This window comes from Paenibacillus bovis (assembly GCF_001421015.2).
Classification (GTDB): Bacteria; Bacillota; Bacilli; order Paenibacillales; family Paenibacillaceae; genus Saccharibacillus; species Saccharibacillus bovis.
Window position 1 is genome coordinate 4705001 of the sequence record NZ_CP013023.1, and the last position, 14339, is coordinate 4719339.

The 14339-nt window shown below is 46.6% G+C and carries 17 protein-coding genes and 1 other annotated feature (1 of these 18 cut by a window edge); all 17 genes read right to left on the reverse strand.

Annotation, left to right across the window (positions count from 1 at the left end; all coding sequences use genetic code 11):
• Positions 1-636, reverse strand: the 5' portion of a protein-coding gene (gene thrB / locus AR543_RS20025; protein WP_060536129.1) for a homoserine kinase. 363 nt of this gene lie to the left of the window's left edge; only the first 636 of its 999 coding nucleotides appear in the window; its start codon is at positions 634-636; the stop codon falls past the left edge of the window.
• Between the two features lie 12 nt (positions 637-648).
• Positions 649-1938 carry a homoserine dehydrogenase gene (locus tag AR543_RS20030; RefSeq protein ID WP_060536130.1) on the reverse strand — a complete coding sequence of 430 codons (1290 nt, stop codon included), beginning with the start codon at positions 1936-1938 and terminating at the stop codon, positions 649-651.
• Positions 1939-2044: 106 nt separating this feature from the next.
• The gene (locus AR543_RS20035) at positions 2045-2482 is read right to left on the reverse strand and encodes an ACT domain-containing protein (protein ID WP_017814061.1); all 438 of its coding nucleotides are present in this window, start codon (positions 2480-2482) and stop codon (positions 2045-2047) included.
• Positions 2483-2706: 224 nt separating this feature from the next.
• Entirely contained in the window at positions 2707-4017 is a 1311-nt protein-coding gene (gene obgE / locus AR543_RS20040) for a GTPase ObgE (RefSeq protein ID WP_060536131.1), read from the reverse strand.
• Positions 4018-4078: 61 nt separating this feature from the next.
• Entirely contained in the window at positions 4079-4939 is an 861-nt protein-coding gene (locus tag AR543_RS20045) for a Spo0B domain-containing protein (protein ID WP_060536132.1), read from the reverse strand.
• A gap of 216 nt (positions 4940-5155) precedes the next feature.
• On the reverse strand, positions 5156-5467 hold the full coding sequence (gene rpmA, locus AR543_RS20050; protein WP_017814064.1) for a 50S ribosomal protein L27: 312 nt from the start codon (positions 5465-5467) through the stop codon (positions 5156-5158).
• Between the two features lie 17 nt (positions 5468-5484).
• Positions 5485-5820, reverse strand: a complete 336-nt coding sequence (locus tag AR543_RS20055) for a ribosomal-processing cysteine protease Prp (protein WP_060536133.1) — start codon at positions 5818-5820, stop codon at positions 5485-5487.
• A 13-nt stretch (positions 5821-5833) separates the two neighbouring features.
• A complete protein-coding gene (gene rplU / locus AR543_RS20060; RefSeq protein WP_017814066.1) occupies positions 5834-6145 on the reverse strand; it encodes a 50S ribosomal protein L21 in 312 nt (103 codons plus the stop codon).
• A gap of 14 nt (positions 6146-6159) precedes the next feature.
• Positions 6160-6241: a sequence feature (ribosomal protein L21 leader region), on the reverse strand.
• 55 nt (positions 6242-6296) lie between these two features.
• Entirely contained in the window at positions 6297-7544 is a 1248-nt protein-coding gene (locus AR543_RS20065) for an Rne/Rng family ribonuclease (RefSeq protein ID WP_060536134.1), read from the reverse strand.
• 196 nt (positions 7545-7740) lie between these two features.
• Positions 7741-8883, reverse strand: a complete 1143-nt coding sequence (locus AR543_RS20070) for an FtsW/RodA/SpoVE family cell cycle protein (RefSeq protein ID WP_060536135.1) — start codon at positions 8881-8883, stop codon at positions 7741-7743.
• Positions 8884-8889: 6 nt separating this feature from the next.
• Complete coding sequence (gene minD, locus AR543_RS20075; protein ID WP_060536136.1) at positions 8890-9684, reverse strand: septum site-determining protein MinD; 795 nt, start codon at positions 9682-9684, stop codon at positions 8890-8892.
• Between the two features lie 3 nt (positions 9685-9687).
• Positions 9688-10356 carry a septum site-determining protein MinC gene (locus AR543_RS20080; RefSeq protein ID WP_060536137.1) on the reverse strand — a complete coding sequence of 223 codons (669 nt, stop codon included), beginning with the start codon at positions 10354-10356 and terminating at the stop codon, positions 9688-9690.
• A gap of 101 nt (positions 10357-10457) precedes the next feature.
• A complete protein-coding gene (mreD, locus tag AR543_RS20085; protein ID WP_060536138.1) occupies positions 10458-10988 on the reverse strand; it encodes a rod shape-determining protein MreD in 531 nt (176 codons plus the stop codon).
• A complete protein-coding gene (gene mreC / locus AR543_RS20090) occupies positions 10988-11860 on the reverse strand; it encodes a rod shape-determining protein MreC (RefSeq protein ID WP_174703756.1) in 873 nt (290 codons plus the stop codon). Before mreC ends, mreD begins: the two co-directional genes overlap by 1 nt.
• Before the next feature lie 59 nt (positions 11861-11919).
• Positions 11920-12954 (reverse strand): rod shape-determining protein, encoded by a 1035-nt coding sequence (locus AR543_RS20095; RefSeq protein ID WP_017814073.1) that lies wholly within the window; start codon positions 12952-12954, stop codon positions 11920-11922.
• 39 nt (positions 12955-12993) lie between these two features.
• A complete protein-coding gene (gene radC / locus AR543_RS20100) occupies positions 12994-13683 on the reverse strand; it encodes a RadC family protein (RefSeq protein WP_060536140.1) in 690 nt (229 codons plus the stop codon).
• Positions 13684-13710: 27 nt separating this feature from the next.
• Entirely contained in the window at positions 13711-14319 is a 609-nt protein-coding gene (locus AR543_RS20105; protein ID WP_060536141.1) for a Maf family protein, read from the reverse strand.
• Positions 14320-14339 lie beyond the last annotated feature (20 nt).

A 14339-nucleotide genomic window follows, 5' to 3' on the forward strand; every position in this document is an offset into this window, starting at 1 on the left:
AGAGCTGCGGCTGATATTATACACGGCGTCTGCCATCGACAGTTGCGAAGGCAGCACATCGCGAGCTTTGGCTGTCGATAACTGGAATTCGGGTATAACTACGAGAGCCTGTAAAGCTTCTGGAGGCTGTATACCAATACATCTGGCCTGCTCTCCATCCCAAGTAGCTGTTACAATCCCCCCATACAAGGAAGCTCCCACATTATCCGGATGCTTCTCGAATGCTGTTGCCATATGGAGCAGTTCCTCATCTGACAAAAGATGGCCTGTGAGTGCATTCGCCGCTGCCAATGCACCGATCAGAGCAGAAGCACTACTGCCCAACCCTCTTGTCAACGGAATATCCGAGTACATGGTAATTTCCAGTTCGGGTATCGACACGCCCGTCTTTTCGAAAACCGATTGTGCTACTTTATAAATCAGATTGGTCTTGTCTGTAGGTATTCCATACAGCTGATCACCGAGCAGAGTAATAGAAGTCTTCTCTGCTTCTTTTAGTTCCAGCCAGGAATACAGACTCAAAGCCATACCCAGTGTGTCAAAGCCCGGCCCCAGATTGGCTGTGCTCGCAGGTACTGCAACGCGCACAGATTTTCTGCGACTGTATACTTTTTCTGATCCCAGATTACTCATCATTGCATGGCTCCTTTAAATATCTTCTACCCGGTACACACTCTTGATCCGCTGAATAACATCCAGCTGTTCAAAATGCTGCAGCACTTTGTCAAAGTTTGCTTTGCTGGCACGGTGAGTGATAATAACAATCTCTGCATCCGGATTATGCTCATTGGGCTGCTGTACTACTGAAGCCAGGCTGACATCGTATTCGGCAAATACCTGGGTAATCTGGGCGAGTACGCCTGCTTTGTCATCTACATGCAGGAGAATAAAGTTTTTGTAAAATACCTGATCAGTACTTTGCAGCTTTTTGGTTTTGTAAGGTACGATTGCCTTGAGTCCGTTTACGCCCAGCTTCAGGTTTTTGACAACAGCTACCAGGTCAGCAACAATTGAAGTTGCTGTTGGCATTTCACCGGCGCCTGCTCCATAGAACATGGTCTCGCCTACTGCTTCGCCATGAACGTAGACCGCATTGAATACACCATTAACGGATGCCAGTGGATGATTTTGTTTGATCATGGTCGGCTGTACACTAATCGTAATATGTTCATTGGAACTGGTAGCAATCCCCAACAGTTTCATTTCATAACCAAGTTTACGGGCGTAGGTAATGTCTTCCTTGGTCACCGAGGAAATTCCCTGTACGGTAACATCGTCTAATTCGACGTTGGTGCGGAATCCAAGCGTACCGAGAATTGCCATTTTACGGGCTGCATCCAGGCCTTCCACATCGCTGGTTGGATCGGACTCTGCATAGCCCAGGTCCTGGGCTTCTTTGAGGACATCTTCATAAGAAGCACCTTCCTGGCTCATCTTGGTCAGTATGTAATTGGTTGTGCCATTTACGATTCCCATAATTTTCACAATTCGATCAGAAGAAAATCCTTCGATCAATGTACGAATAATCGGGATCCCGCCGGCAACACTGGCTTCATAAAAAACATCGCACTGTTTTTCCTGCGCCTTGGCCAGAAGCTCGGAACCGTGCAGTGCCATAAGATCCTTGTTGGCTGTAACTACATGTTTGCCGCGCTCTAAAGCTTCCAGAATATATTCCTTGGTCTGATCAATACCACCCATAACTTCAACAATGACATCAATCTCCGGATCACGGATAACTTCCCACGGGTCAATCGTCAGCTTGGCAGCATCAATTTCTACACTACGCACCTTATCGGTGCTGCGTACAGCAATCTTCTCAATAACAATCGGTGAACCGACCTGACTGTTCAGATCCTGCTGGTTTCCTTCGACAATTCTTACTACCCCTGTACCTACAGTTCCTAGTCCCAATAATCCTACTTTTACCGGTTTCATATGCTGCTTCCCCTCCTGGGCTGATTTAGGTTGCTATAACTATTGCTATTCATTGTACGGATTAACTGTTATCTGTAAAGCATTGTAAAAAGCAATAATTGTGAAATTATCCCTGTCCAATAATATGGATGTGGCGAACACCGGTCACATTCTGCATGGCTTCTACCATCGTATCCAGATCCTGTGTCAGACGCGATGTCTCCACAGACAGTACAACATTGGCTCTTCCCTGCAGCGGAATACTCTGATGAATCGTCAGCACGTTACCGCCGTATTCCGCCATTAGACCAAGCACATGGGACAAAATGCCGGAGCGATGATCCAGATCAAAAGATACGGTAATAATTTTGTCTCTTTCCAGTCTGTTCAGCGGGTGTATGCCATCTTTGTATTTGTAAAAGGCGCTACGACTAAGGCCGACTTTCTCGACCGCTTCGTTAATTGTGCGGCTCTCACCGGCAGCCAGCAGTTCTTTGACACGCATTGTTTTGAGTACGGCATCAGGTAGTATGTCTTCCCGTACCAAATAATATTTTTCTTTCAAGAACGTCCTCTCCTCAAAGACCCATGTATTCGTATAGTGGACATTATAAAGTAACTCTACCGGTCAGGCAACCTTTTCTTCCAGTAATGTATACCTATAACTGAATATGCAGCGTTACAAAATCCTTTTTTATATACAAAAAAGCCGGAAACCCTGAAGGCTTCCGGCTGATACTGTATTTATCTTCGTTAATGCTGTACAAATAAAAATGATAGATCGGCCGCTTAGAAATAGCTGCTGCCTTCAACAAATTCAAATTCGAATTCGCCAATACGTACAATTGTACCGTCTTTGGCACCACGTTTACGCAGTTCTGCATCGACACCCATATGTCTCATCGTACGTCCCAGCTTCATAATCGCGTCTTCCGAAGTCAGCTGCATACGCTTCATGAGATTCTCGATCTTTTTGCTCTCCACGACAAACATATCGTTCTCGCGGTGCACGGTGAAGCCTTCGTCTTCTTTTTTCTCCAGCTTGTAGACTTTACGTTCGGCTACCTGCTCGACTTCTTCTACCGTAACGATTTCAGGCATCTGATCCAGCATATCGGCTGCTTTGTACAGAAGCTCCTGTATACCCTGACGTGTCAAAGAAGAGATCGGCACGATCTGAATCTCGGGGTTCACTTCGCGAATGCGCTTGGTGAATTCCTCCAGGTTTTCCTGTGCTTCAGCCATATCCATTTTGTTGGCTGCTACAATCTGAGGACGGCTCTCCAATTCGATATTGTAAAGCTTCAGCTCTTCATTGATCTTTTGCCAGTCTTCAAAAGGATCGCGTCCTTCGGAGCCAGATACATCAACGACATGAATAATAACACGTGTACGTTCAACGTGACGAAGGAACTCATGACCCAGTCCGATTCCTTCATGCGCGCCTTCAATCAGTCCCGGCAAATCTGCCATAACAAAACTGCGATCGTCGCCCACAGCAACAACGCCCAAGTTAGGCGTGATCGTCGTAAAGTGATACGCGCCGATCTTCGGCTCTGCTGCAGAAACTACAGACAACAGTGTAGATTTTCCGACACTCGGGAAACCAACCAGACCAACATCCGCCATCACTTTCAATTCCAGTACAATATTGCGTTCCTGACCTTCTTCACCATTTTCAGCCAGATAAGGAGCCGGATTGTTCGGGGTGGAGAAACGTGTATTACCACGTCCGCCGCGTCCGCCTTTAGCTACTACAATCTCCTGATTATGACGGGTCAAATCTGCAAGGATCTCTCCGTTGTCTTCATCAATAATAACGGTACCTGGCGGAATACGTACAATGGTATCCTCCGCACCTGCTCCATGCTGGTTTTTGGTACGGCCTTTTTCGCCGCGCTGGCCTTTGAAGTGACGCTGATAACGAAAGTCCATCAATGTACGCAAACCTTCATCTACACGGAAAATAACGTCTCCACCACGTCCGCCATCACCGCCCGCAGGTCCGCCATTAGGTACATATTTCTCACGACGGAATGAAATGGTACCATTACCACCATCGCCGCCTTTTACAAAAATCTTCGCTTTATCTACAAACATGGATTGCACCTCAACTTTTATAGTACTCTGACTCATGATTATTTCATGAGTATATCCGCTCTTATACGGATGTGCCTGTCTGAATCGGATAGATATGCAGTGAAATAGAAGCAGGATCATCTTCCGGGCGGGTAGCGGTAATATTCGTTCCTTCAATCAGCTGATTGACCGCTGCCCAGATCTGATCCGGCCCGGGATAGACTTCTTCGGGTTCAAATATAAATTGAACTTCTTGGTCATCATTCCGGATAATTATTGATAAGGTGGGGCACTCACCCCAGGACGATCCTCCGCTTGTCTGATAAGCAGAGATCGTCTCTTGAATGACTCGGGTCAATTCCTCACTCTGTTCCGTTCCAAGCCGGTCGGCAAGTGTGATCCCATCTTCTATCTCTACTTCTAACTGAATATCACGGTTTAACGCCTTGAAGGATTGCAAATAAAATATAAGGGGAGGAATACCCAGCTTGGATACCCGGCTGTCCGTCATCATTTGCTCTTTGATTCGCTCGATATTTTCAATGAGCCTATCTCTATTACCGAGCTGAATATAGCCATATAGCAGTTGAAGATCATTCATCCAATCATGACGATGATGACTAAATGCCTCAATCGCTGTGGCATGAATCGTCTCGCTTTGCTGCTGCAATCGTGTATATTCCTGTTTATGATCTAGTGACTGCTGCTTCAATTGCTTATTCTGTTCCAGCATTTGGGTCATTTGCTGCTGTAATTCTTGGGTCTGATGACTATACTGTTCCTGTATTCTGCTTTGAATACTGCGGATGCCCAGCCAATAAGCTGCACCTATCCAAATTGCCAGAACAATATAAGCGGCCACCGAATGAAAACGGTAGGCTACGATCAAAGGTATGATGATTGTTCCAGCCAGTACAGCAGGAACACGGCTAAAATGATTCATGGTTTCTCTCCAATCTTCCGATGGCTTTTTAACCAAGAACAAGTATATCACAATTGTCCGGAAACCATTCTCCAAAACTCAAACCTTATCTGGAAAAAATTGTGTATAACCGTATTATACTTAAATTTTGCTGCATTCTTCAACGGTAAATAAATATAATAAGCCTCCGGCACCAACATGTACCGGAGGCTTATTGATCCTAGTCGTTAGACAGGATTATTGTTCGATTGCTGCTGCTACTGGAGCAACGTCAACCGGGTAGACGCTCACTTTTTTGCGGTCACGGCCCCAACGTTCGAATTTCACGACGCCGTCAACTTTTGCAAACAGTGTATCGTCTTTACCGATGCCCACGTTTGTTCCTGGGTGAATTTTAGTACCGCGTTGACGGAACAAAATGTTACCACCAGTTACGAACTGACCATCTGCACGTTTTGCACCAAGACGTTTGGAGTGGGAATCACGTCCGTTCTTTGTGGAACCTACACCCTTCTTGGAAGCGAACAATTGCAAATTAAGCTTCAACATGTTGTCTACCTCCTTTTTTACGTTAATGTGACTTGCTTTATCTTGATATACTCTCCGTAAGACTCTTCAATACTAGCCAGCATAATCTGCATCGATTCCAGCAGCAACTGAACCTGTTCCTTGGGGCTGTTTTCCGGAAGATCCGGCAAACGTGCACTCAGAAAACCATCCTTCATCTTGGCCTTCATTTCTACACCGGTCAGAGCTTCAACAGAGTTCACTGTACCTACCGTAATGGCAGAAACAGCTGCACATACAATATCTTCTCCATGACCGGCATATCCTGCATGGCCACGTGATGAAAAACCATCAATTGTACCATCTTCGTGACGCTCAATACGTACGATAATCAATTACCGCACCTTCTTATGCTTGGATTTTCTCGATAGTCACTTTAGTATATGGTTGACGATGACCTTGTTTTACGTGGTAGTTCTTTTTAGGTTTGTATTTGTAAACTACAACCTTTTGGCCTTTAACGTGTTTTTCAACTTTCGCTGTCACGCTAGCGCCTTCTACCAGCGGCAAACCAGTTACCAGACCGTCTTCTTTGGATACAGCCAGAACGCGGTCAAAAGTTACGCTGTCGCCATCAGTAGCGTCCAGCTTCTCGATGAACAATACATCGCCCTCTTGCACTTTGTATTGCTTACCACCTGTTTCGATAATTGCGTACATTCTCCTTGCACCTCCTCATGTCTCAGACTCGCCTGATCCAGGTGCCACAGGGAATACCCATGAACTTATACCCGATCGGAGCGGTTGCAGCATGTGAAAGGAGTAATACCCGACACATACCAAATTATTGTAGCACAGCCAAATCAATAAATCAATCTTTTATCCGGGATGCAATTTTGCCGGTTCCATGGCAAGTACTGCATGTTTTGTACATCATGCTGCTTGTTTCTTCCCGTGCTTTTTTGCGGGTCATTTCGAGCATGCCCAGCCGGGTCCAGCCGACAATATGTGTCTTGGTACGATCCTGATAAAGGATCTTTTCCATCGCCTCTATTACCGCATGGCGTCCGTTTTCGCTGTCCATATCGATAAAGTCGACAATAATAATTCCTCCGGTATCACGCAATCGCAGCAGTCTGGCAATCTTCTCTCCTGCCTGGATATTCGTATGAGTCACTGTTTCTTCCAGGGTGGCACCGCTTGTGAATTTGCCGGTATTCACATCAATTACAGTCAGTGCTTCCGTCTGGTCCCATATAATATGACTGCCATTGTCCAGCCAGATCTTGCGCTGAAAATCGCGGTGCAGATGCTCCTGCACTCCCATATGCTGAAAAAGCGGTTCCTGTCCACGGTAGGTCTCTACAGGAATCACAGCATCCGGTGTAACCAGTGTCCGGATAAATTCCGAAGCCCGGTCGGCACATTCGGCCTGATCGGTAATAAAGCGGTCCTCCAGCGGATCAAACACATCCCGGATCATGCGTTCTACAATTCCCAGATCAAGATGCAGCTCTGTTGGTGGTACGCATTTACCGGCCCGGCTGACAATACGATTCCATGTCTCTCGCAGCTGCCGGATATCGGCTGCAATAGCTTCAGGAGGCGCGCCTTCGGATACAGTACGCAGAATCAATCCTTCTTCTCCCTGACGCATTTCTTCACCAAGCTTTTTTAGCCGCTGGCGTTCCTCGTCGGTACTGATCTTTTTGGACACTGCAATATAATCTGCTTCAGGCATATAGACGATCCAGCGACCCGGCAGTGAATAGTGGGTAGTCAGTTTTGCTCCTTTGGTACCGGCAGGTTCTTTGGTTACCTGGACAATAATCTCCTGTCCAGGACTAATCAGATCGGCGATACTCGGCTTGATTTGCGGCTGTTTGTCCATATGGGGATGCAGCACATCGTCTATATACAAAAATCCGTTCTTTTTCTGACCGATATCCACGAATGCAGCCTGTATGCCGGGCAGCACGTTCATGACCTTTCCTTTATAAAAATTACCGGCAATCCCTTTACCAGATGAATGTTCTGAAGCAAATTCAACCAGCTGGCCCTGATCCAGGAGTGCCATCTGTATTTCTTTGGATGTACCACTTACTATCATCTGCTTCATTATGGGGTTCCACCTCTGTTTTCTGAACAAGCTGTCGCTGTATGTGGTTATTTATCTTCTTTTTCTAGACGACAGGTGATAATAAAAGGTTTCAGTTCCTCCACCAGTAACATAGTCCATCCAGCTGGCATTTATTTTTGCGATTTTCCTTGTGTTCCACATTTGGACAAACAAAAAACCGGTACCTGGGTACCGGTTAATCCATATCGTATTTTTCCTGATAAATCTTGATGCTGAGTACAAGTCCAATACTGAACATATTCAGTATAAGAGAAGTTCCTCCATAACTGATAAATGGAAGTGTAATCCCCGTTATTGGCATCAGACCAATCATCATGCCCACATTCTCAAAGATCTGGAATACGAACATACTGACAATACCAACAATAATATAGGAACCCCGCCTGTCATAACACTGCAAGGCGATGAGTATCATTCGATAGATCAGTAGGAAATAAATAACGAGCAGAATGGACGATCCGACGAATCCAAATTCTTCGCCAATCACGACAAAGATCGAATCCGAATACGGATAAGGAACAAATTTATTGTTTTTCAGCTGGCCCTGCATATACCCGTCGCCAAACAGTCCGCCTGAACCGACTGCGATCTTGGCATAACTGGACTGATGTTTTGCATCATCCGAGGCATTTGTCGGATCAACAAACGTATTAATCCGTTCATACCAGTGAGCCTTGTTGTTCTGATATAAATAATCATGAATCTGCTGGTTAAAGGTCGTGAATAATACAACTACCAGTATTAGCCCACCAATAACAACAGTAAGTCCCATAATAACATGCGTATATTTGGTGTTACCAATCCAGAGCATACCTACCAGAATGATCAAGTAAATAATTGCATTTCCCAGATCGGGCTGAATTAAAACAATAAAAAACGGAATACAAACGATTAATGCCGTCGGCAGCAAATCCGAACGAAATCGAAGCGGATCACCATCGCGTTTGCCAAGCAGATAAGCGGTTGTCAAAACAACAACGATTTTGACCATCTCTGCAGGCTGGAACTGGAATCCCGGCAGATTGTACCAGCTTTTGGCACCATTAATCTCGGAACCAAAAGGATACAGCAGCAGCAAAGATACGATACCTATTCCATACAAATACCAGTGCTTGCGCAGCAAAATCCGATAATCGAAAATACTGACTGCAAACATTACCAAAAATCCAAGTCCGTAAAATATTAATGTACGGATATCATAGCCATGGAATTTGGGATCCGGGGCAATCGCACTACGCACGAGCAATGTACTGAACACCATAAATACACCGAGCAGGGTAATAATTCCCCAGTCCAGCTTTTTGAACTTGTTAAGCAAAATCCATCAACCCATTCCAAAAAACTTCTTAAAGCGAGAAAATGCACTTTTTTTCTGATCCATCTGCATTAGCGGTACCGTATCCCCCAGAATTCGGCGGGCAATATTACGATAGGCAATAGCAGCTTTGGAATCAGGATTCATTACGGTAGGCTCTCCGGAATTAGCTGCCTTGATGACCAGCTCATCATCCGGTACAACGCCCAGAAGATCAATATTCAATACTTGCAGCACTTCATCAATGTCCAGCATATCCCCCGACTTCACCATACTGTGGCGAATCCGGTTTACGATCAGCTTGGGCGCAGTAATATGCGAGCTTTCCAACAGACCGATGACACGATCAGCGTCACGAACAGAAGCATTTTCAGGTGTAGTCATCACTATGGCCTGATCCGCTCCGGCAATCGCATTTTTGAATCCCTGCTCTATTCCGGCAGGGCAATCAATCAGGACGTATTCAAAATCCTTTTTCAGTTCCTCAATGATTTCTTTTACCTGTTCCGGTGAAACCGCGTTTTTGTCTTTGGTCTGTGCGGCAGGCAGCATATACAGCTCATCAAAACGTTTATCTTTGACCAGCGCCTGGTTCAGACGGCAACGACCATCGGCTACATCACACAGATCATAAATAATCCGGTTTTCCAGTCCCATCACGACATCCAGATTACGCAGACCGATATCCGTATCGACCAGACAGACTTTTTTGCCGAGGAGCGCGAGCGCGGTACCAATATTTGCGGAAGTGGTTGTCTTTCCTACTCCGCCTTTGCCTGAAGTGATGACAATAGCCTCTCCCATGTACTACACCCCTTTAAACACGTTAAAATCCCGGCCAAGCCGGGCCATATTTGCCATTTTGTCGATCTTCATGATTCCATCCTGCAGATAGGCGAATTCCATATGGGATTCCCGATTCTCCCCTTCATCAGGCGGACGACTGATCCGATCCGCAATCCTGAGCTGCGTCGGAGAAAAAAAGGAGGCGGCAATAACAGCATCTTCGTTGCCATCAACACCTGCATGCGCCATTCCGCGCAGCGCACCCAGTATATAGATATCATCTGTACTGATTACCGTACCGCCAGCATTAACATCTCCCAAAAACAGCAGGGGTCCTTCATGATGCAGCACCTGTCCCGAACGGATCATACCCGTGAGAATTTTCACAGCATTGCGGTCCGGTACTTCCGGCTCCGGTGGAGGCGGTTCTTCAAAAGAGCGGACGAGCAGATTACCCTTCTGGCTCAATATGTCCAGCAGGGTATCTTTTTGCTCCTCCGTCATTTCGCGCTCACCTGTCCGGATATCCACATGTACCAGCGGACCGGTCAGAATGTTCTGATGGGTATGTTCCAGCTTAAAACGCAAATCATTAACAAGCTCTTCAAAATCACATTTATCATCAAACTGGAAAGTTAATCCGTCTTTGATTCCTTTGATTGTTACAAATCTTGAGGCTCTTACAGCCATTCTTCGGTCACCCCCACCTTACTATCAGTTCGCGCCGGTGGCGGGAATTCCTGCCTGAACCGCAAATTAAGCAGCATTTTCCATGGCATCATACATTGACCTTATTCTTCCTCCGCTGCACGTCTGCGCAGTTTGGCAACCTTCTCCAGCTGCTGGCGTACCGGCACGAATATGATCAATGCAAAGATAAAATGCAGCAGCAGATTCGGGAACATATAATGTCCGAGTGCCCATGCATAAGGTTCGCGTGTCAGACCAAATACCAGATAAATTCCGTACAGCAGATGATCCAGCAGCAGACTGCCGATCAATACCACTGTCATCATTAGCGGGTATGGTGCACGAGGCGACTGGAACAGCAGCCCCAGCACATAGGCCGACAATCCCATGGCAAAGGCATAAGCACCAATCATATCCCCATAAAAGACCACATCATGCAGCAGCCCGAAAATCAGACCAAGTGCAAGCGCTGTATGACGATGATAATAAATAGAGACAAACAGGATCAGAATATAGGCCAGATGAGGCACAAGTCGTGTATCCAGAAAGTCGGGTATTAACCAGGGAATAATCGTTCCTTCCCATATAAAGACCAGAAATAACAGCAGCAGCAAAATCACCCGACGCGCCATTATTCCTGCGTCTCCTTGGTATATACCACAAATACTTCTTTCCAGTTCTTGAAGTCGGCGGACGGATCGATAGTCGCCGTATTGGTAAGACCGAAGTCACCTACTTGACGACTGATTACTTTACCGATAATCATGCCTTTCGGGAACAGACCACCGCTACCGGAAGATACGATTATATCGTCTTTTTTCAGCGGATCATCTTCTTTGATCTGGGTCATGGTAAGCATACCGGTTGCCTTGTCATAGCTCTCTACCATACCAAAGGACTGGTTTTCCTTGCCGACTGCCGTTGCGGCAATCGCTTTGGAGTTTGGATCCAGCGGATCCAGTGTGGTGAGCAGCTTCACTGTAGAATGATAATTGCTCGTCTGGCTGACAATTCCGACCATACCATCGAGGGAAATCACCGGCATGTCTTTGCGTACGCCATCCTTGCTTCCCAGATCAACAACGATGGTGCCTGTGTCTTCATCGTTATCGACGCTTGTTACATTGGCCACATGCAGATCAAACTGATTCTGGGCCAATTGATTGGTTGTAAATTTAAGCTCTTTTTGGAGCAGCTTGTTTTGCTGTACCAAATCATTATAGCTTGCCTGCTGCATCAGATACTGCGCAGCAGTTATTTTCAGTTCCTGATTCTCCTCATGCAATTCACCGAGGTTACTGATATCTTCAAAGAAGCCCGCTATGTAAGAAGCGGGCTTGTAAAATACACCTTGCACAAAACCGACCGTATCCCGGGCCACTTTTTCAGGCCAGGATAACGAAGTACGGTTGGTCAATGTATATCCCATTAATGCGATGAATAAAATCAGTCCTACCAGCAGGATAAACAGTTTCTTGTTACCCAGCAGCTTAAACAGTTTCAACACCCTCTTAATTAACGGTTATTCTTCCCTGATAGGGGTTGACCATAGATGGCCGTAAATTAACGCTTCGAACGGACGGCCGAGCTGCTGCGTGATTTGAACAGATGGATATTTTCCAGAGCTTTGCCTGTTCCGATTGCTACACAGTCCAGCGGGTTCTCTGCTACGATTACAGGCATGCCTGTCTCGCCAGCGAGCAGTTTGTCCAGGTTGCGAAGCAGTGCGCCGCCGCCTGTCAGAACGATACCACGGTCCATAATATCAGCAGCCAGTTCCGGTGGACATTTCTCCAGCGTAACTTTAACCGCTTCTACAATAGCAGCGACCGTATCAGACAATGCTTCAGAGATTTCATCGGAAGTGATTGTCAGGGTTTTTGGCAGACCTGTTACGAGGTCGCGACCACGAATTTCCATCGTTTCTACTTTTTCAAAAGGAATCGCGGAACCGATATCCATTTTGAGCTGCTCGGATGTGCGCTCACCAATCATCAGATTGTACTGACGTTTGATGTACTGGATGATTGCTTCGTCCATTTCGTCACCGGCTACACGAACCGAACGGCTGGTTACGATACCGCCGAGAGAAATGACAGCAACTTCCGTTGTACCGCCGCCGATATCAACGACCATACTACCTGTAGGTTCCCATACTGGCAGATCAGCACCAATTGCTGCTGCAAAAGGCTCTTCGATCGTATAGGCTTCACGCGCTCCAGCCTGTTTGGTTGCATCTTCTACGGCACGCTGCTCGACAGCTGTAATACCGGAAGGTACACATACCATTACATTCGGATGCTGCGGGAACATCGAACGTTGTTTTTGTGCCTGGCGGATAAAATACTTGATCATTGTAGCCGTTGTATCAAAATCAGCAATAACGCCATCTTTCATTGGACGAATGGCACGGATATTACCAGGTGTACGGCCGATCATTTTTTTGGCGGATTCGCCAACAGCCTCGATCGTATTCGTATCCGTACGGATCGCGACTACGGAAGGTTCTCTAACTGCAATTCCTTTACCTCTTACATATACCAGTGTATTTGCTGTCCCAAGGTCAATCCCCAAATCTTTCGTAAAACCACCAAACATAACTTTTAACTCCCTTTCCTCTGAATCTCGACTATTATATTACATGAAGCCCTGTTCCTTCAAACTTACGAATTTCATATCTCCAATGACCAGATGATCCAGTACTTCAATTCCGATGATTTGCCCTGCTTCCACCAGTCTTCGGGTCAATGATACATCCTCCGGACTGGGTGTAGGATCACCGCTGGGATGGTTATGCGCACAGATTACAGATGCACTGCTGCATTTAATCGCTGCACGGAATACTTCACGCGGATGAACAATAGAGGCATTGAGGCTGCCCATCGACAACGTTTCCTGGGAAATAATATGATTCTTGGTGTTCAGGAACAAACATACAAAATGTTCTTTTTGCAAATAACGCATTTGTTCAATAAGTAAATCGGCAGCATCACGCGGACTGCGTATCACCAGCGCATCTTCTTTGCCGGTTCGGCTGATGCGTCTGCCGAGTTCGATTCCAGCTTTGATCTGAATCGCCTTGGCTGTTCCAATCCCTTTGATCTCGGTCAATTCCTCGATAGTAAGGTCTACCAGCTGACGGATTGTACCCACCTGCTGCAAAATTCGCGTCGCCAGATGAATGGCCGACTCGTCTCTTGTACCGGTGCGCAGCAAAATAGCCAGCAGTTCTGCATAGCTAAGCGCCTCGGCTCCATAACTGATCATCCGCTCACGCGGACGGTCTTCGAGAGGAATATCACGCAAACGATATTGTGGCGCCTCCATCAGGTATTCCTCTTCTCTATCGCAAAATTAAGAACCAAGAACGGATATATCAAATTCCTCCAGCATATCGCTGAGCAGCGAAACAGGCAGACCCACTACCGTAAAATAACAACCTTCAATACGATCCACCAATGTGGAGCCCAGTCCCTGGATCGCGTAGGCGCCAGCCTTGTCGGCCGGTTCACCGCTGCGTACGTAAGCTTGAATCCGCTCTGGTGCGAGAGGTTTCATATGTACAAGCGTGTGCCGATAACCAGTACTCGTGCGGCCTGTTGTCGTATCGGTACAGGCGATTCCGGTATATACGTAATGGCTGCGTCCCTGTAAAGACTGCAGCATGGCTGCGGCCTCTTCCTCATTCTCCGGCTTGCCAAATATGCGATCATCCAGCACCACAATGGTGTCGCTGCCAACAATAACCGCATCGGCTACCTGTGCAGGATACTGTTCACGCACAGCGTTTGCCTTGCGAAGTGCCAGTTCAGTAACGATACGTTCCGGAGACCAATCTCCAGGTACGGATTCATCGGCATCACTGGGCATAATTTCAAATTTCAGCTGTAAAGAGGCCATCAATTCCTTTCTCCGCGGAGAAGCGGACGCCAGTATGATACGACGCTGAGATTCTCTACTCATAAGAAAGGCCCTCTCCTTTT